Source organism: Winogradskyella tangerina (genome assembly GCF_003260205.1).
GTDB lineage: Bacteria > Bacteroidota > Bacteroidia > Flavobacteriales > Flavobacteriaceae > Winogradskyella > Winogradskyella tangerina.
The window spans coordinates 194,061-213,461 of sequence record NZ_QERF01000004.1 but is presented as its reverse complement, the minus strand read 5'-3'; the positions used below and the strand labels follow the sequence as shown (position 1 = coordinate 213,461).

Annotated in this window: 23 protein-coding genes; 15 read left to right on the top strand and 8 right to left on the bottom strand. The window is 36.2% G+C overall.

Going from position 1 to position 19,401, the window contains the following annotated elements; genetic code table 11:
• The first annotated feature begins 10 nt into the window (after positions 1-10).
• The 8 genes from DDY94_RS08180 to DDY94_RS08145 are packed head-to-tail and all read left to right on the top strand — an operon-like array spanning position 11 to position 5,965.
• Entirely contained in the window at positions 11-778 is a 768-nt protein-coding gene (locus tag DDY94_RS08180; protein ID WP_111683616.1) for a ParA family protein, read from the top strand.
• Entirely contained in the window at positions 778-1,677 is a 900-nt protein-coding gene (locus tag DDY94_RS08175) for a ParB/RepB/Spo0J family partition protein (RefSeq protein ID WP_111683615.1), read from the top strand. The genes DDY94_RS08180 and DDY94_RS08175 overlap by 1 nt, the downstream gene beginning before the upstream one ends.
• Before the next feature lie 37 nt (positions 1,678-1,714).
• Positions 1,715-2,272 carry a DUF5683 domain-containing protein gene (locus DDY94_RS08170; protein WP_111683614.1) on the top strand — a complete coding sequence of 186 codons (558 nt, stop codon included), beginning with the start codon at positions 1,715-1,717 and terminating at the stop codon, positions 2,270-2,272.
• Between the two features lies 1 nt (position 2,273).
• A complete protein-coding gene (gene dapB, locus DDY94_RS08165) occupies positions 2,274-2,975 on the top strand; it encodes a 4-hydroxy-tetrahydrodipicolinate reductase (RefSeq protein ID WP_111683613.1) in 702 nt (233 codons plus the stop codon).
• Between the two features lie 9 nt (positions 2,976-2,984).
• Positions 2,985-3,239: a four helix bundle protein gene (locus tag DDY94_RS16340; RefSeq protein ID WP_111683612.1), complete on the top strand. Its 255-nt coding sequence runs from the start codon at positions 2,985-2,987 to the stop codon at positions 3,237-3,239.
• A gap of 35 nt (positions 3,240-3,274) precedes the next feature.
• The gene (gene lepB / locus DDY94_RS08155; RefSeq protein ID WP_111683611.1) at positions 3,275-5,026 is read left to right on the top strand and encodes a signal peptidase I; all 1,752 of its coding nucleotides are present in this window, start codon (positions 3,275-3,277) and stop codon (positions 5,024-5,026) included.
• A gap of 17 nt (positions 5,027-5,043) precedes the next feature.
• The gene (locus tag DDY94_RS08150; protein WP_111683610.1) at positions 5,044-5,655 is read left to right on the top strand and encodes a WbqC family protein; all 612 of its coding nucleotides are present in this window, start codon (positions 5,044-5,046) and stop codon (positions 5,653-5,655) included.
• A 1-nt stretch (position 5,656) separates the two neighbouring features.
• The gene (locus DDY94_RS08145; protein ID WP_111683609.1) at positions 5,657-5,965 is read left to right on the top strand and encodes a DUF6122 family protein; all 309 of its coding nucleotides are present in this window, start codon (positions 5,657-5,659) and stop codon (positions 5,963-5,965) included.
• On the opposite strand, the gene DDY94_RS08140 is transcribed toward DDY94_RS08145, so the two are convergent.
• From DDY94_RS08140 to DDY94_RS08105, 8 genes are all read right to left on the bottom strand, one after another.
• Entirely contained in the window at positions 5,954-6,985 is a 1,032-nt protein-coding gene (locus DDY94_RS08140) for an endonuclease/exonuclease/phosphatase family protein (RefSeq protein WP_111683608.1), read from the bottom strand. The two genes, DDY94_RS08145 and DDY94_RS08140, sit on opposite strands and share 12 nt — an antisense overlap.
• A gap of 7 nt (positions 6,986-6,992) precedes the next feature.
• Entirely contained in the window at positions 6,993-7,865 is an 873-nt protein-coding gene (locus DDY94_RS08135; protein WP_111683737.1) for a rhomboid family intramembrane serine protease, read from the bottom strand.
• A gap of 2 nt (positions 7,866-7,867) precedes the next feature.
• A complete protein-coding gene (locus DDY94_RS08130; protein ID WP_111683607.1) occupies positions 7,868-8,638 on the bottom strand; it encodes a rhomboid family intramembrane serine protease in 771 nt (256 codons plus the stop codon).
• A gap of 3 nt (positions 8,639-8,641) precedes the next feature.
• The gene (gene mutL, locus DDY94_RS08125; RefSeq protein WP_111683606.1) at positions 8,642-10,501 is read right to left on the bottom strand and encodes a DNA mismatch repair endonuclease MutL; all 1,860 of its coding nucleotides are present in this window, start codon (positions 10,499-10,501) and stop codon (positions 8,642-8,644) included.
• Positions 10,501-10,806, bottom strand: coding sequence for a hypothetical protein (locus DDY94_RS08120; protein ID WP_111683605.1), 306 nt, complete (start codon positions 10,804-10,806; stop codon positions 10,501-10,503). The genes mutL and DDY94_RS08120 overlap by 1 nt, the downstream gene beginning before the upstream one ends.
• Positions 10,807-10,813: 7 nt before the next feature.
• Complete coding sequence (locus DDY94_RS08115; protein WP_111683604.1) at positions 10,814-11,029, bottom strand: hypothetical protein; 216 nt, start codon at positions 11,027-11,029, stop codon at positions 10,814-10,816.
• Between the two features lie 415 nt (positions 11,030-11,444).
• On the bottom strand, positions 11,445-11,951 hold the full coding sequence (gene ribH, locus DDY94_RS08110) for a 6,7-dimethyl-8-ribityllumazine synthase (protein ID WP_111683603.1): 507 nt from the start codon (positions 11,949-11,951) through the stop codon (positions 11,445-11,447).
• On the bottom strand, positions 11,951-12,718 hold the full coding sequence (locus tag DDY94_RS08105) for a YfgM family protein (protein ID WP_111683602.1): 768 nt from the start codon (positions 12,716-12,718) through the stop codon (positions 11,951-11,953). Before DDY94_RS08105 ends, ribH begins: the two co-directional genes overlap by 1 nt.
• A gap of 141 nt (positions 12,719-12,859) precedes the next feature.
• On the opposite strand from DDY94_RS08105, the gene recF reads away from it, so the two are divergent.
• The 7 genes from recF (at position 12,860) to DDY94_RS08070 (ending at position 19,397) form a co-directional block, all read left to right on the top strand.
• Complete coding sequence (gene recF, locus DDY94_RS08100) at positions 12,860-13,939, top strand: DNA replication/repair protein RecF (RefSeq protein ID WP_111683601.1); 1,080 nt, start codon at positions 12,860-12,862, stop codon at positions 13,937-13,939.
• A complete protein-coding gene (locus DDY94_RS08095) occupies positions 13,936-14,355 on the top strand; it encodes a lipocalin family protein (protein ID WP_111683600.1) in 420 nt (139 codons plus the stop codon). The genes recF and DDY94_RS08095 overlap by 4 nt, the downstream gene beginning before the upstream one ends.
• Positions 14,356-14,518: 163 nt before the next feature.
• Positions 14,519-14,815 carry a DUF721 domain-containing protein gene (locus tag DDY94_RS08090; RefSeq protein ID WP_111683599.1) on the top strand — a complete coding sequence of 99 codons (297 nt, stop codon included), beginning with the start codon at positions 14,519-14,521 and terminating at the stop codon, positions 14,813-14,815.
• Between the two features lie 74 nt (positions 14,816-14,889).
• Positions 14,890-15,414, top strand: a complete 525-nt coding sequence (locus tag DDY94_RS08085) for a CIA30 family protein (RefSeq protein WP_232817841.1) — start codon at positions 14,890-14,892, stop codon at positions 15,412-15,414.
• 38 nt (positions 15,415-15,452) lie between these two features.
• On the top strand, positions 15,453-17,876 hold the full coding sequence (locus tag DDY94_RS08080; protein ID WP_111683597.1) for a penicillin acylase family protein: 2,424 nt from the start codon (positions 15,453-15,455) through the stop codon (positions 17,874-17,876).
• Positions 17,869-18,225, top strand: a complete 357-nt coding sequence (locus DDY94_RS08075; protein ID WP_111683596.1) for a hypothetical protein — start codon at positions 17,869-17,871, stop codon at positions 18,223-18,225. Before DDY94_RS08080 ends, DDY94_RS08075 begins: the two co-directional genes overlap by 8 nt.
• Positions 18,222-19,397, top strand: coding sequence for a TolB-like translocation protein (locus DDY94_RS08070; protein WP_111683595.1), 1,176 nt, complete (start codon positions 18,222-18,224; stop codon positions 19,395-19,397). Before DDY94_RS08075 ends, DDY94_RS08070 begins: the two co-directional genes overlap by 4 nt.
• Positions 19,398-19,401: the final 4 nt, after the last annotated feature.

Here is a 19,401-nt window from a genome sequence, read left to right as displayed (position 1 = left end):
AAATCATTTAATGGGTAAAATCATTGCAATTGCTAATCAGAAAGGTGGTGTTGGTAAAACAACAACCTCTGTCAATTTAGCCGCGTCTCTTGGTGTATTAGAGAAGAAAGTCCTACTTATAGATGCAGATCCACAAGCCAATGCGAGTTCGGGTTTGGGTATCGATGTTGATGCCGTTCAGATCGGTTCGTATCAGGTACTAGAACATACACAATCAGCAAAAGATGCAGTTACAACATCTAATGCACCAAATGTTGATGTAATACCAGCGCATATAGATCTTGTTGCTATTGAAATTGAACTTGTAGATAAGGATCAACGCGAATACATGTTGAAAGAAGCCATCTCTGAGTTAAAATCAGAGTATGATTATATACTAATCGACTGTGCACCATCTTTAGGATTATTAACTCTGAATGCTTTAACCGCATCGGATTCAGTAATAATTCCTATTCAATGCGAATACTTTGCACTCGAAGGCTTAGGAAAACTGTTAAATACTATTAAAAGTGTACAGAAAATTCATAATGAAGCGTTAGACATTGAAGGTATGCTTCTAACCATGTTCGATTCACGTTTACGTTTATCGAATCAGGTAGTTGAAGAAGTGCAGAAGCATTTCAGTGATATGGTTTTCGAAACCATTATTCAGCGTAATGTGAGATTAGGTGAAGCACCGAGTTATGGAGAAAGTATCATTAATTATGATGTGAGCAGTAAAGGCGCTGTAAATTATTTAAATTTAGCCAAAGAACTGATCAAGAAAAATGAATTATAATGGCGAAGGCTACTAAAAAACAAGCACTAGGAAGAGGACTTTCAGCATTATTAAAAGATCCTGAAAATGATATTAAATCTGCAGAAGATAAAAATGCAGATAAAGTAGTTGGTAGTATTGTTGAATTGGATATAGACAGCATCGAAGTTAATCCTTTTCAGCCGCGAACAAACTTCAATGAAGATACACTTAAGGAATTAGCATCTTCAATAAGAGAATTGGGCGTTATTCAGCCGATCACAGTTAGAAAACTAGCCTTCAATAAATACCAATTAGTTTCAGGTGAACGCCGTTTTAGAGCTTCAAAATTAATTGGTTTAGGAACCATTCCTGCCTACATAAGAATCGCTAATGACCAGGAGTCATTAGAAATGGCACTTGTTGAAAATATTCAGCGCCAGGACTTAGACCCTATTGAAATAGCGCTTTCCTACCAACGATTAATCGATGAAATCAATTTAACCCAAGAGCAAATGAGTGAACGTGTTGGAAAGAAACGTTCTACAATTGCCAACTATTTACGTCTTCTAAAATTAGATCCAATCATACAAACCGGCATGCGTGACGGCTTCATTTCTATGGGTCATGGTAGAGCTATGGTAAATATTGAAGATCAGGTAGATCAGCTTGAAGTGTACGAAAAGGTCATCAGTAATAAACTCTCAGTTAGAGCTACGGAACAATTGGTTAAAAAACTGAATTCTAATGACTCTGTTACTGAAGACGCACCTACTGAAGTTCCGAAGTACATAAAAAAGGGCGTTAAAGAATTTTCAGAATATTTTGGCCACAAAATAGAGGTTAAAGTAGCCAAAAATGGAAGCGGTAAAATTACCATTCCATTTCATTCCGAAGAAGACTTCAATAGAATTAAAAAATTAGTTCAGCGTGCTAAATAAAAGTAATATCACATTTTTACTTTGTCTGTTTTCAGTCATGTTTTCATTTGCACAAGTAAAAAATGACAGCACTAGCATTGGTATTGAAAACGAAATGGTCGTCATTGAAGAACCACTGGTAAAGCGCACGGAAATAGATCCGCTTCGACCTTCAAAAGCCGCATTTTATTCAGCGATATTGCCAGGTGCCGGACAAGCTTACAATAAAAAATACTGGAAGATTCCTATCGTTTGGGGCGCCATTGGTACAGGTGTATATTTTTACCTTCGAAATGACAGGCAATTCGATCGCTATCGCGATGCATATAAACGTCGATTAGCCGGTTTTACTGACGATGAGTTTTCTGATGAAAATGGAAATGCTCTCATTTCTAATGATGGGTTAATTCGTGCTCAGCAACAATTTAGGCGTAATAAGGAAATATCACTATTGGTGACTATTGGCTTATATGCATTAAACATTATAGATGCTAATGTTGACGCGCACCTTCTTCAATTTAATGTAGATGAAAATCTTACGCTAAGTCCGCATTATCAGTACAATCAAATGGAGAATTCTTCTGATTTGGGCGTAACGTTAAATTTCAAATTTTAATATGAATATCGCACTACTCGGATATGGCAGAATGGGAAAAAGTATTGAAGCCATTGCTCTCGAGCGCGGACATAGTATCGTACTAAAAGTAGAAGATGCTTCTGATGAATTTAATTTTTCAAAGGCAGATGTCGCCATCGATTTCAGTATACCCACAGCAGCAGTATCAAATATCAAAAAATCATTAGACACTGGTATTCCTATCATATCTGGTACCACAGGTTGGTTAGATCACTATGATGAGGTGGTGAATTATTGTAAAGCGAAAAATGGTACATTTCTGTATGCGTCTAATTTCAGTCTGGGTGTAAATATCTTTTTTGAAATCAATAAAAAATTGAGTGCCTTAATGGCCTCGGTTGAAGGATATTCCACCCATATTGAGGAAATTCACCATACCAAAAAACTAGATGCACCAAGTGGTACAGCAATTACACTGGCTGAACAGATCATTGAAAATACAAAGTATAAAAACTGGACTTTAGATACACCCAATTCTGAAGAAATTCAAATTGAAGCCAAGCGCATACCAGATGTACCAGGGACACACGAAATTACTTATGATTCAGAAATTGATTCAATAAAGATTAAACATACAGCCCATAGTAGGCAAGGCTTTGCAATGGGTGCTGTTATTGCAGCTGAATGGATAAAAGATAAAAAAGGCATTTACACTATGCGAGATGTGTTAAACATAGGTTGATCAAAATGTATAATTTACACCTGCTCTACTTCAGTAGCTGCCAATTATCGAGCATGCTGCGTGGCTCAATCAAAAGCTAGTTTTATATCAAAAATTAGCATCGTGATTGAAGAAATTGATGAAAGTCATTTCTGGTTAGAATTTTTAACTGACGAAAACCTTTTGACGAAAGAGAGTTGTAAAACTTTGTTAAATGAAGCTGATGAATTGACAAGGATTTTTATTTCATCAAGAAAAACTGCAAATTTGAATCTTAAAAATTAATCAATTGTCATTAGACAATTAACATTATATAGATTATGACTTGGACCGAGTGGTTTATTTTTTTACTCATTTTACAGATCGTTCATGGACTAGGCACATGGAAATTATATGTTAAAGCAGGACGCAAAGCTTGGGAAGCCTTTATACCTGTTTATAATGCCGTTGTTCTTATGAAAATAATAACTCGCCCTTGGTGGTGGGTGATACTAATGTTTTTGCCTATAGTAAATCTAATAATGATACCTGCCGCTTGGGTAGAAACGGCTAGAGCATTCGGAAAGGACAAAAAATTAGATGCACTCATTTGCATAGTTACCCTTGGGTTTTACCTGTATTACTTAAACTATGTCGCTAATGTTAACTATATAGAAAACAGACAACTCAAGCCAAAAACATCAGCAGGTGAATGGATCACTTCAATTTTGTTCGCCATTGTAGCGGCAACTATAGTTCATACCTATTTCTTTCAACCATTTGTAATACCATCCTCATCTTTAGAAAAATCACTTTTAGTTGGCGACTTTCTAATAGTAAGTAAAATTCACTATGGTGCCAGAACACCAATGACGACGGTGGCTGCACCAATGGTACATGATACTATTCCAAAATTAGGCATGAAGTCGTATTTATATGACGATAATTTTGAAAAGAAAAACACGTCGTTAATTAATAAGCTTCAGTTACCTTATTTCAGATTACCAGGTTTTGAAAGCGTAGAGCGTAACGATATTGTGGTCTTTAATCAGCCTGCTGATACGTTGATTAATATGAACGACTTCACACCAGATCGTAATTATTATAAGCCTATTGACAAAAAAACAAATCTGGTAAAACGTTGTGTAGGCCTTCCTGGAGATACTTTAGAAATCAGAAATGGCTATGTATTTACCAATGGCGTACAAAATGAATTACCTAACAGAACTGATTTAAAACATTTTTATGTATTAACTACCAAAAGGCAACTTACACAACAGTTCTTAGATAAGTTTGACGTAGAAAACTATTATCCTACCTATTCTATCAAAGCAAGTATTTGGGATAATCCAAAAATTAAGGAATTCATTAAGTCGAATGATGATAGAATTCCGATTTTGAAGGAAGTTGAGAGAGATTCATTAAATGTTACTGTTTTTGGTATTTTCGATGGGTCTATTAATCTCGCAAGGGAGCTTAATCCTATTAGTGATAAGTATATTCTAAATTTGGCTTCTAGTGATATAAATAAGGTTAAGGTTCAACCAGAAACTAAGAGTCTGGTTCAGTATGTAAATCCAAACTACAATCACGAAACCTTCCCGATGGATCCTAATTTCTCCTGGAATTATGATAATTTTGGGCCGCTTTGGATTCCAAAAGCTGGAGAAACAATTGAATTATCTTTAGAAAACTTACCCCTTTATAAACGAGCAATAGGTGAATATGAAGGGAACTCAATTGTTACGCGCGGCGACCAAATTTTCATCAATAACGAACCGGCTACTTCTTATACATTTAAACAAGATTATTATTGGATGATGGGAGATAATCGCCATAACTCAATTGATGCCAGAGCATGGGGATTTGTACCCTACAACCATATTTTTGGTAAACCGGTGTTTATTTGGATGAGTATCGATGGTATTAATGATGGTATAAAAAACTGGAGTCCTAGATGGGATCGTATTTTTACAACAGTTAGTGGTAGCGGTGAAAGAACATCTTATTTTATTCCGTTTTGGGTTGTTGTAATTGGAATTTATGCCTTTACCAAATGGCGTAAAAAAAAGAAGGCTAAACCAGCATCATAACTGCTAATCTTAAAGGTATGGATTGCCTTATTTATCCGACTTATTTTCCGAACATTGCACATAGTGTTGCGATGGCTAATGCAGACTCTGTTCACTTTGAAATTTGCGATAATTACCAAAAACAATCCTTTAGAAATCGTGCGGAAATCTATGGAGCAAATGGAAAGATTGCCCTTACGGTACCTGTGAGTTATACTCAGAAAAACAGACAACTTTATAAAGACGTGAAAATCGCCAATGAGGATAAATGGCAATTACAACATTTTAAATCTTTACAATCCGCCTATAGTATGTCGCCTTTTTTCGAGTTTTACATCGACGACCTTATGCCAATTTTTGAAAAGCGATTTCAGTATATTTTAGACCTTAATCTCACTTGTTTCGAAATATTAAACGATAGCCTTCAAGGTGAAATATCATATTCAAAAACTAATTCCTTTGAAAAATCTATTGTGAACAAAAAAGACATGAGACATCTTGTTAAACGCAATTATGAGGCTCCTAATTTTGACACCTACACACAGGTCTTCATGGAAAAAAACGGGTTTATTTCAAACCTGAGTATCCTTGATTTATTATTTAATGAGGGTCCTAATTCTGAAATATATTTGAAGCAACAAACCCTTTGATATGTTGCGATTAGGGATACATTATGGATTGCATTTTGGGCTACCTCTAATTATCGCAATATTGTTTTTTAGAAAGAACTGGTTGAAAGCCTATCTTTTAATGTTAACTGCCTTTATTATCGATCTAGATCATTTGTTAGCTGATCCTATATTTGATCCTAATCGATGTAGTATCAACTATCACCCTCTTCACTCCTATTATGCCTTAGCAGTTTATTTTGTTATGTTAATTCCAAAATTTACGCGTGTATTCGCACTAGGACTCTTGGCTCATCTTATTGCTGATGGCGCTGATTGCTTATTGCTCTAATTTTAGATGAGCAATAATAGGATGATGATCTGAAAGTTTTATATCCGAGTAGGTTGTAAATCCATTCACTTCAAAATCTTCGTGTGCAAGAATAAAATCTATACGTAAAGGAAAGAATTTAAAATCAAAAGTTTTTCCAAAACCATGGCCGGCTTCTTCAAAAGTATCCCTGAGATCATCGCTTAAAAGTTCCTTATAGATGTATGAATAAGCCGTATTATTAAAATCACCTGTGATTATAGTTTTATACGGACTCTGAGATTTGTGTTTCAAAATTAATTCAACCTGACTTTGTTGCGCTTTGAAAGTTCTACCAACTTGCTTAAAAAGCTGACTTGAAGTTTCCTTTTTTAGCTTTTCAACATCCGTGTCAATTTTTGAAGATTCTAAATGCAATGTGTAAACACGGATGGTATCCTTTTGTTTCACAATATCCACGAAAATGGCATTGTTATAGGTATTTGGAAACTCAAGTGAACCAGAGTTAACAATAGGATATTTTGAGAATATTGCTTGTCCACCTTTAACATTAGGGTCTTCAGGTAAGGCATTGAAATTGTAATAACCATCTAAGGTAATTGGGTTTCCTTGGCGATATTCTTGGAGGCAAATAATATCTGGTTGCTCAGTTTTTATGAAATCAATGATCTTTTCCTTTACGTTTTTTATCGGTAACCATTCAAATCGATTAAACAGTCGCACATTAAATGACATCACTGAGAAATTGTTACTGTCTTCGATTGCCGTAGTGGATGAAAATTTATAAAGTGACCCAATATAACTCCAACCTAATACCAAAATGAATAAAGACAAAAGCAATTGTCTTTTTAATCTTATTAGCCAATACAAGAAAAACAGAACATTAAGAATAATCAATAATGGCACACCTAAACTAAGTACCGATAAGGTTGCAAATTTCTGAGGAGGCACATAAGGTAAGAGGTAAGCGATCAATAGTAAAAATGCTGCCAAAGAATTGACAATAAACACAAGTTTACCAAAAAATTTCAATGACTTCATGCTACAATTAATCCTCTTTGCTAGCTTCAAACAAAAATTTCTTCTCCTTCGCCGTTAAGCTATCATATCCACTTTTACTAATCTTATCTAGTATTGCATCTATCTGTTTTTGCTTGTCACTGGTATCTTTCTGTTTTTGATTTATGGTTGTTTTGGTTGGACGGGTTTTATGCACCGTTTTAAGCTTCGATTTAGGCTTGAACCAACTGGCCACAGAATCCATAAGGCGTTCAAAACTAGTACCAATATCCTTGCCTTTCTTCAAATTAAGTGCATAAGCATAGCCCAATAGATAACCACCCATGTGCGCTACAACGCCACCTTGATTCATCCCGGAAACTAACCTAATCACATCTATAGTTAAGAAAAAAATGGCAATGTGCATCCATTTCACATTAAATGTGTTGAACAATCTTATCTGTGAATCTGGCATATAAACAGCAATAAACATCAACAATGCAGCGACACCCGCTGAAGCTCCTACCAGATTACCATACCCAGAAACAGGAATTACAAATGGTAAAATGTTGGCGACGCTTAAAAATGCTAATCCGCCACAAATAATACCAAGCAAATAAATATTCAAAACCATTTTGGTTCTAAATAGATTACAGGCTGTATTAGTGAGGTAAAATAAAAACAACATATTAAACACAACATGCCATATCCCTGAATGTAAAAAACCATAAGTGATCAACGACCATGGTTGAAAAATAAAATCACCAAAATCAGGAGGTAACTCGAAGTACCCAACTATACCTAACTTTAAGATTCTCTTTAGTAAGACACTTAGTAGGAAAATAATAATATTAACCGTAATGATCTTACCGAAGACATTCAGATTGTTATATTTATATTTTAAATTTTGAAAGGTGTTCATTGCTAATTCCAACGGTATTTATCACGTTCATTTTTCTTCCAAAAGTACATGAGTAAAAATCCTGTTAAAGCACCACCAACGTGAGCCATATAGGCTGTATTACTTGGACTAAAGACAGATTGGCCAGATAGAGCTGAGAATATATCTAACCCAATAATTGCAGGGATAAAATACTTCGCCTTAATAGGTATTGGTAAGAAGATCAGCATAAGTTTCGACTCTGGAAACAACATTCCAAAGGCTACCAAAACTCCAAATAAAGCACCAGAAGCACCTACCATAGTTGACATATAAGCATCACGAAAATTGATGTAATCATTACCAAGAATCTGTGGCCAAGCGGTATTATACATTCCTTCACCAAGGATACGTAAAATTTCAGTCTGAGAAAATCCGTTTTCAATTAAAATCGTTAATCCAGAATTAAACTGATTGTACAAAAATGCCAACTGAATTAGAGCCGCACCGAAACCTGATAACAAGTAGAAGATCACAAATTTCCTAGTTCCAAATATTTGTTCTACAGCCGTCCCAAACATCCACAATCCGAACATGTTAAAAAGTATATGTAGAATACTCAAATTATTCAATAATGCCCCTCCATGCATAAACATGTGCGTTAATAGTTGCCATGGTTGAAACGCTTCATTTTTCGGAAAATACAAGGCAAACCACTCATAAAATACGCCATTCCCAATGAATAATGTCCCTAAGAACATTATGACATTGATTATCAATAAATGTTTAACCGCATCGGTTATTCCTGGTCTCATAAACTATAAAAATTTAGTTTCAATATCATCTGCAGACATTGTGATAAATGTTGGTTTGTTAGCAGGTGACATATTTGGTTCTTTACAAGCAAACAAACTATTGATCAAATGCTCCTGTTCCATCTGATTTAGTGTTTGCCCTGTTTTTATCGCTAGGCTTTTTGCCATAGACTTTGCCAAAAGATCTGAAGCACTGAAATTTGCATCTGGCACATCATTTTCAACATCACTGATCAATTGCTCCAAAATTATCGACACTTCGCTATCTGGTACCCCAACTGGTACACCTGTGATAGTGATTTCTTTTTCGTTTGCTTCTGAAAATACAAAGCCTGTATATTCCAATTCTGATTTTAAATCCTTAATGATTTTAGTTTCGTTAGGTGTAAAATGCAATTGCAGCGGAAACAATAATTGTTGGCTCGTGGCCTCCTTTATGGTAACGTGCTTTAGAAAGTTTTCGTACAATACACGTTGGTGAGCTCTGTTCTGATCGATAATAAGCATTCCGGATTTAAGCGTACTAACAATGTATTTCTGTTGTAATTGAAACGTTGGTTTGCGTGATTCTACATGCGTATCATCAAACATTTTAGCAGTTTCAGGATCACTTTCAAAAGTTACCTCGCTAAAATCGTTTCCTGAATTGTTTTCTTTTGATTCTAATCCCACGTAAAGACTTTCCCAGTGCGCCGCAGGAGCCTTTTTTACTTTCGAAAAACCTGATGTCCCAGATTTATGGGTTTGAGTATCTTCAGAAAACGGATTAAAACTTCGATCTACCTCTATGGTTGGTGCTTTACCTGCCTTATCTTTATAACTGTAAGGCGTATTGAAACTACTTTGATGTTCAAAATCTAAAACAGGTGCAATATTAAATTGTCCTAAACTATGTTTCACTGCAGAACGTAAAATCGCATACAAGGTATGTTCGTCGTCAAATTTAATTTCGGTTTTTGTAGGATGAATATTGATATCGATAGTTTTTGGATCTACTGTTAAATTCAGAAAATAACTAGGATGATATCCTGTTTTTAGTAAACCTTCAAAAGCTGCACCAATAGCATGATTGAGATATGGACTTTTAATAAAGCGCTGATTTACAAAAAAGAACTGTTCTGATCTTGTTTTCTTCGAGTATTCGGGCTTGCCAACAAAACCAGAAATTTTCAACACTTCAGTATCTTCTTCAACCGGAACTAATTTCTCATTGGTTTTGTTTCCGAAGATATGCACAACACGCTGACGGTAATTCTCCTGTGGAAGGTGAAATAATTCACTTCCATTGTGATAAAACATAAAAGCTATGTTTGGATGTGCCAATGCCACACGATGAAACTCGTCCGTGATATGGCGCAACTCAACCGTATCAGATTTTAAAAAATTGCGCCTAGCCGGTATATTGAAAAATAGATTCTTCACTGCAACGGAAGTCCCTGTAGGAGTAACCGATACGTCTTGAGACTTTACCTTACTGCCTTCAATAACGATCGCGGTTCCTAATTCATCTTCAGGTCGCTTTGTCTTCAGTTCAACATGAGCAATGGCTGCAATACTTGCTAAAGCTTCGCCTCTAAATCCTTTTGTATTAATTTGAAATAAATCTTCGGCCGATTTTATTTTGGAAGTTGCATGGCGTTCAAAACTTAGGCGAGCGTCAGTAACACTCATGCCTTTGCCGTTATCAATGACCTGAACCAGCGTTTTACCAGCATCTTTAATTATAAGCTTTATTTCAGTTGAGCCTGCATCGATTGCATTTTCTAAAAGTTCCTTAACTACAGAAGCAGGTCGCTGTACCACTTCCCCAGCTGCAATTTGGTTGGCAACATGGTCTGGTAAAAGTTGTATGATATCTGTCATTAGCGCTTGAGGGAGAAAATAGAGAGATCAAAATCTATAATATAAAGAAAGATCAAAACGAAGATACCGATCAGGACTAAAATGGTTCTGTTAAAACCGGAGTTATTTCTATTTCTACTACTCACCCTTTGGTCGTGCCACTGCCCAGAAAAATCATTTTTATTGTAGGTGTCGGCATACGCATCGAACTTTGTAGCATACTTGGTTGTATCTGTCCCTTCTTTACCTTTGTAATAGCGCGGTGTGTAGTTAAACCTTTTATTTCGAGGTAACTTCTTAATAAGTGTAAATTTAATTGGACCCATAATTCAATTATTTAATATATCCGTTTAGGACATAGATTAAAACAAAAAGCGCCACCAAAACTATAATCAAGAAAGGTAATGAGGTAAACATATTTCCTCTACGCTTGGTATTACCTCTCAACTCATCCCATCGTGCTTCTAGGCGTTCTTTCGACTTTTCTTCTTCAGAATCCTGAAAACGAGGCTTATAACTAAACCGCTTATTTTTTCTTTGATTAAACAAATGCTCTCGTTAATTATAACTTGAATATCTCAAAAGTACTTAAAATACAAGGAACTATTGCCTAAGGATTCCTTAAAATTATCAACAAAAAAGATGCCAAGTTACAAGTTATGAGTTATGAGTTATGAGTTGCAAGTTGAAAGTTGCAAGTGTAAAGTTGTAAGTGTTAAGTGGAAACAAACTGAGACTGACAACTGAGACTGACAACTGCGACTGCAAACTGAGACTGATTACTGCGACTGCAAACTGAGACTGCAAACTGCAACTGCAAACTGAGACTGCAAACTGCAACTGCAAACTGCGACTGTAAACTGCAACTGACTACTGCGACTGAAAACTGCGACTGAATACTGCGACTGAATACTGCGACTGAAAACCGCGACTGAAAACCGCGACTGAATACTGCGACTGTAAACTACTTAGTATCCTTGCGTAACTGTGCCATTTTTATAGCAGTAATAGCAGCTTCAGTGCCTTTATTGCCATGCTTACCACCTGAACGCTCAATAGATTGTTGCATATTGTTATCTGTGAGTACGCAAAAGATAACCGGAATATCACCTTTTAAATTAAGGTCTTTAATTCCTTGGGTAACGCCTTCACAGACAAAATCGAAATGTTTGGTTTCACCCTGGATAACACAACCAATAACAATAATGGCGTCTAACATACCAGATTCGGCATAGATGCTTTTAGACATTCTGGCAGCGCCATAGGTAAGTTCGAAAGTCCCTGGCACATTCCAACGCACTATATTTTCCTTCAATGCACCACAATCAATCAGAGCATCAAAAGCCCCTTGCCAAAGTCCTTCTGTGATCTGGTCATTCCATTCTGAAACAACAATCCCAAACCGAAAGTCCTTCGCGTTTGGGATTGTAGCTTTATCGTAATTTGATAAATTATGATTTGCAGTAGCCATTATTGAAGTTTTGCTTCCACCATTCCGATCAGTACATCAATTTGGCTAGCTTGCGTAGAACCGTCGTATTCAGACTTAATACGATTTAGATAATCTAATGCTTTTTGATTCTGATCTAAACGTATTGCAATTCTTGCCGCCTTCATTAAGTACATCGGAGTTGTGAAATCATTATCACTTGCATTGAATGCCTTCTCGTAATATTCTAATCCGTCCGCATACTGTTCAAGCTGAACAAATGCATCTCCAATTGCACCTTTGGCAACTGGGGTTGGTATCTCAGCATCTCCAGAAAAATCACTTAAATGCTTGATAGCTTCTTCGTACTTCTTCAAATTTAAATAAGAAATACCCGCGTAATAGTTAGCCAAGTTAGCTGCCGGTGTACTTCCGTATTGATCGATAATATCTAACATACCAAATTTTCCTTCACCACCTTCAAGGGCTAATGTGTATAACGAATCTGGTGCTATTCCGCTAGATGCTTCTTCGAAGAATTTTTTAGCCTGATACATCTCATTCATTGCCTCTTCTTGTTGTGGCTCAGCGATGTATTTGTTGTAACCCATAAAGCCTAAAACCACTAAAGCTACAACCGCAATTGCTCCAATGATAAAGTTCTGGTTTTTCACAAACCACTCTTCCGTCTTCGAAGCGCCTTCATCTAGTGTATTAAATACCTCTGCCGTTGCTGAATTTTCCTCAGCAATTTCTTCCTTTTCCTTTTTCGTTTTTGGTTTATAACCTCTTTTCTTATAGGTTGCCATATCTTGTCTATTAATGCGTGCGCAAAAATAAAATTTTTATTGGGATTTAAAAGACTAATTATTTGTTATTTTTCAATAATTTGCGTGATTATTAATAGCATCAATCGCAGTTCTGAACACAGCCAATAGCGCGTTTCTTTTATGATCCTAAACACATTATCTTTAGTTAATTACAAAAATTTTGAAAGTCAGGTTTTCGAATTCGACACAAAGATCAACTGTTTTGTAGGCGCTAATGGTATTGGCAAAACCAATGCTTTAGATGCAATTTATCATTTGGCTTTCGGAAAAAGTTACTTCAATCCGATCGCACTTCAGAATATAAAACACGGTACAGAGTTCTTTGTAATTGATGGAAGTTTTACAAAAAACGATCGGTCTGAGAAGATCATAGTCTCTCTAAAACGCGGACAAAAGAAAATCATTAAACGCAACGGAAAGGCTTACGAAAAGTTTAGTGAGCATATCGGTTTTATTCCTTTGGTGATTATCTCTCCTGCAGATCGCGACCTCATAATTGAAGGTAGTGACACACGCAGAAAATTTATAGATAGCGTTATTTCGCAAAGTGATAAAAGTTATCTCAGTAGTGTTATTGCCTACAACAAGGTGCTTTCTCAGCGGAATGCACTACTGAAATATTTCGCTTTGAACAATACTTTTAACGCGGATACTTTAGGAATTTATAATGAACAACTCGACACCTTTAGCAAGGAGATTTTCAAGAAACGTGATGAATTTTTGAAGTTATTTATTCCAATTTTCAAGGAACGTTATGAAGCCATAAGTCAAAGTAAAGAGCTTATCGACCTAAAGTATAAAAGCGATCTTTTTAATGGTGATTTGATCTCTCTTTTAGAAGCGAATCTCAATAAAGATAAGGCTTTGCAATACACAAGCGTTGGAACACATAAAGACGATCTCACGTTTTTGATCGATGATTTTCCAATCAAGAAGTTTGGTAGCCAAGGGCAACAAAAGTCATTTTTAATTGCCTTAAAATTGGCACAATTCGATTTTATTAAACAACAAAGTGGCGTGTCTCCTATTCTACTGTTAGACGATATTTTTGACAAACTTGATGAAAACCGAGTAGCACAAATTATTAGCCTTGTTGATGACGAACATTTTGGTCAGATCTTCATTAGCGATACCCACGCTGACAGAACCGAAAATGTGGTAAAACAAATTCACCAATCTTATAAATTGTTCAAGCTATGAAAAAGTATCTAGGACTATTATGTCTTTTCATTTTTAGTTGTTCTGGAAATCCTGAAACTTATATCGAACATCTTAATGGCTATTGGGAAATTGAAGAAGTAACCTTGGCGAATGGTTCTGTAAAACAATATCAATTTAATGAAACCATAGATTACATCAGTATTAATGATAGCTTGAAAGGTTTTAGAAAGAAACTAAAACCTGGCATAAACGATACGTATTTTACTTCAGACGATGCAGAAGCTCTTGTTCTGAAGATAGAAAACGACAGCCTTCACATCTATTATACCACACCTTATGCCGAATGGAAAGAATCTGTTTTAGAGGCAACGCCATCACTTTTAAAGGTAGTTAATCAAAGAAAAGACATCTATCTCTACAAACGGTATACGCCCATTAATCTTTCTGTAGAATAATTTACTTAGGCCATAATTACCAGAGATTCGACAAGTATGAGATCTTGAGTAGATCGTTAACAAAGTCGAACTTTCACGTTTTATTAGAACTAAAGTCCATTTTAAATACCGACCTTTGTAAGAACAAAAACCAAAAAAATTCCTGTTTTCACAGGAAATAAACATGGCAAAGCGCAGTAATGATAATCGCCCCATTGAAGAGATTCTAAAAGAATTCGTAGAAACAAACAATCTGCAATCCGGATTAGATAAAGTCAACGTGCGTGAAGCCTGGGCCAATCTTATGGGTAATGGCGTTAATAATTATACAACCGCCATCGAATTAAAAAATGAAACCCTTTACGTACAATTAAGTTCGAGTGTTCTGCGCGAAGAACTTAGCTATGGCAATGAGAAAATCGTGAAAATGCTCAACGAATCACTCGGTAAAGACATCGTAAAAAAACTAGTGCTTCGCTAAGCTTCAAACTGCTAAAGTTTTCAAAAATCTAAATAAGGTCCTACACCCTGTTAGTATCTTTACAAAAAGCATTGATGAGACCTTTTCTATTAGTAATTATCCTATTCTTAAAATCTATGACACTTTTTGAATTTAGTGCCGAAAGCAATATTGATAACTGGCAAATTTTAGATGACGTGGTGATGGGTGGTCGTTCCGACGGGCATTTCAAAATTAATAAAGATGGGCATGGTGAGTATACAGGTAATGTATCTTTAGAAAATAATGGTGGATTTTCGTCTTTACGTTATTATTTCGAAACTGTAGATTCTTCAGATTACACCAAATTCAAAATTAGAATTAAAGGCGACGGAAAATCGTATCAGTTTAGAGTGAAAAGCAATCGATATGATCGCTACTCGTACATTTTTAAGTTTGAAACTACCGAAGATTGGCAAACTATAGAAATTCCTTTCGAAGATATGTATGCTTCCTTTCGTGGATATCGCCTGGATATCCCAAATTTTGAAGGCAAACAAATGGAGGAAGTTGCTTTTTTAATTGGAAACAAAAAGAAAGAAAGTTTTAAACTACTTATCGATAGCATTACTTTAGAATAATATTTGGTATTTTTAAGTGCAAAATACCATTACACTTAATGAAATACCTTAAACTCCTTCTTTCCTTTGCACTCGTCATTGGAATTTTTTTCGTTTTAAATACTAAGCTCGGTGACCTTCCACCGCTAGGCAAATTCTTAAATCCGCAATCCGGTATATGGCAAAATGAAACCAACGAATCGGTCACTGGTGAAATTCGTATTCCAGGATTATCAGACAAAGTAACTGTGCACTACGACGAACACATGATTCCTCATGTATTTGCTCAAAATGAACACGATCTCTATAAAGCACAAGGATATCTTACGGCAAAGCATCGTTTATGGCAATTAGAATTTCAGACGCACGCTGCAGCCGGACGCCTTTCAGAGATTTTTGGCGAAGGAGCACTAAACTATGATCGTACAGAGCGCCGACGTGGTATGGGTTACGGCGCTGATCAAGCCATCGCTTACATGGAGCAATACGATACTGAAACCTTGGGTTATGTGCAAGATTATGCAGATGGGGTTAATGCCTATATTGACCAACTCGATCCTGCTGATTATCCTGTTGAATACAAGTTACTAGACTACCAGCCCGAAAGCTGGTCACCAAAAAAAACCGCTTTACTTCTAATGTATATGACCAAAATGTTAGCTGGTGGTGATGAAGATTTAGAATATACTAACGTTTTAAGAATACTAGGAAAAGATAATTTTAATCTCCTATTTCCAGACTTTTTTGATATCACCGACCCTGTAATTCCTAAAAATACGGACTGGAGTTTTATCGATGTTCCTCAGACGGAATTACCCGAGAGTCAAGCCGTTTTAGATACCATTCAAGAAACTATAGAAAAGCCAAATCCGGCTAACGGAAGTAACAACTGGGCAATCTCAGGAGCGAAGTCGTCAACAGGAAACCCTATTCTCGCAAACGATCCGCATTTAGGGTTAAATCTCCCGGCCATTTGGTTTGTAATGCAATTGAGTACGCCAGAACACAATGCTTTCGGAGCCACAATTCCTGGAGCTTTAGCAGTTATCTCAGGTTTTAATCAGCATATCGCTTGGGGAGAGACTAATGCTACACGAGATGTTATTGATTGGTATAAGGTGGAATTTAATGAAGACCGAACCAAATATAAATACGATGGCGATTGGAAGGATGTCACGGTAAGAGTTGAAGACATCAAAATCAAAGGAAGAGAAAATTATAAAGACTCTGTTTTATATACGCATCATGGACCAGTAGTTTTTGATAAAAATTTCAAGTCAGATAATGAGCTTGAAGGTTATGCCATGAAATGGATAGGACACCAAGGTGGTAATAATCAAAAAACCTTTATTGAGTTGAATAAGGCCAAAAACTACAATGATTACGTAAGTGCCTTGAAATACTGGAATGCACCAGCACAAAATTTCGTTTTTGCGTCAACTGAAGGCGATATTGCCTTATGGATTCAAGGGAAGTTTGCTAATAAATGGGAAGGACAAGGTAAGTTCTTAATGGACGGCAGTAATCCGGAAAACGACTGGCAGTCGTACATCCCGCAAGAATTTAATGCGCATACCAAAAACCCTGAACGCGGTTTTGTAAGTTCCGCGAATCAACATCCAGTGGATGAAAATTATCCGTTCTTCGTTTTTAACGACGGCTATGAAACCTACCGAAATCGCGTCATCAACGACTTTTTTAATTCAAAAGAAAAGATTAGTGTTCAGGATTTTAAAGATCTACATAATAACAATCATAATCTTAAGGCTGCAGAACTTGTACCATATATGCTCGAAAATATGGATGCATCTTCACTTACGGAGGATGAAAGGATCGTATATGAAGAAATGAAAGCCTGGAAATTTAATAATGATATTGATGAAGTAGGTCCAAGTATTTGGCGTCAATGGTATGGAAGATTGTATAATATGACTTGGGACGAATTTGATATTGAAGACACTGCCATGGCTGCGCCGTATGCCTATCAGACCATTTATCTTTTGAAAAATCATGGCGCGCACGAACTTATGGATATCGTTGAAACTGAAGACAAAAAGGAAACCGCTAAAGATTTATTTCTACTAGCATTTAAAGCAGCAGCAAAACGTTTAAAAGAAATTAAAGAAGAAAAAGGCGATTATACCTGGTTAAAGTATAAGGCAACTTATGCCGGACACCTATTACAGGCCTTACCTGCCTTTTCACGATTTGATATTCCAATTGGTGGTGATCGCAATATTGTGAATGCCACCTCGGAAGATCACGGGCCTTCGTGGCGAATGATTGTTGAAATGACCTCACCACCAACCGCCATCGGAATTTATCCTGGTGGCCAGTCTGGAAATCCAGGGAGCCAATATTATGACAACTTTATTGATGATTGGGCAGCTGGAAACTACTACAATCTCAATTTTATGCAAACCAATGAAGCCACCAAAGCCGTTATTGGAACACAAACCCTAACACCAGCCTCTAATGACTAAGAATATCACCAACTTTACAGCAACCATAATTTTAGCAGTTATCCTATCCTTATTTCTACCATGGTGGTCGGTGATGACCGCTGCTTTGGCAACTTCATTATTTATACCACTAAAAAAGACTGCGGTATTTTTTGTGCCCTTTTTAGCAATTTTAGTTTTCTGGGCAGGACATAGTTTCGTTTTAAGTAGCGCTAATGATTTTATTCTTGCAAAGCAGATTTCTCAATTACTAAAAATTGGTGGTAATCCCTATCTCCTCATTCTGATTACTGGAGTTATAGGTGGATTAGCCGCTGGAATAGCTGCAATTTTTGGCAAACAGTTGACCTTGTTGAATAGTAAAAAATGAAAAAAATAATTGGTGCATTAGTCTATTTTATTTTAGTTACAACATTCTCCTGCACCAAATTTAAAGACCCTGTAATTGGTAAATATACCTTAGAAGTCACTGAGCTTAAAAATGTAACAACAGGTCAATTAGAGATTGTTGGTGAGCCTGATGATTATTTTGGTCGAATCACCTTTAATGCCAATCGCCCTCGGGTTTACGAAATTGGATTAAGCCACAAAAGTGAAGACTCATTGCATTTCAGACTACCGGGAAATAATGGGTTTTTAAGTTTAAAGAAACAGGACAGTCTTTGGAAAGGCAACTTTAAATATTTCGGAATAAAAGCTGCATTAAAAGCCAAGAAAATTGGAGACCCTTCTTCTGAACTTCAAGATTTGGTAAATCTCAAACCACTTGGTAAAGGAATCATTTCTACAGAAAAAGAGGAAAGCTTCCCCTCATTTGACTCTAAGAATAAAATACTTTATTTCACAAGAGACCAAAAATTATGGTCGAGTAAATTCAACAATAATCAATGGCAAGTACCGGAGCAATTAAGCTTCTCACAAAATGATAATGACATTGCACCTTATGTTTACAATAATGGTAATTCGCTAATTTTTTCTTCCAATAGATTGTTAGACAGTTCTTTTAACAAGAAAAATATCTGGAAAGTCAACAACTCTAATGGCATTTGGGATACACCTTCAGCCCTTCCTTATCCCATAAATATTGACAGTATTGGTGATTACCATCCCAGTATCGCTAAAAATGGTTCTATCTATTTTATATCTTATAATCGCAAAGACGGATATGGAAGATCGGATATATACAAGGCTGTAGAGTCAAATTCAGGGATGTACGAGGTTGAAAATTTAGGTTCAATGATTAATTCAGAATTAAGTGAGGCGGATGTTTATGTTGACCCCAATGAAGACTATATTTTATTTGCCTCAACTGGTCGCGAAGATAGCTATGGTGCTGATGATATTTATATTAGTTTTAATAGAGATTCTGGTTGGAGCACACCAAAAAACCTTGGCTCAAAAGTAAATTCATATGCCTACGAATATGGTGCATGGGTAGATGTTGAAAATAGTTTTTTATACTTCAATAGCTTTAGGCGTGGCACTTCTGACATCTATAGAATACCACTTTCAGAGATAGACGCCTTTAATTCAGGGAAGTAACCAT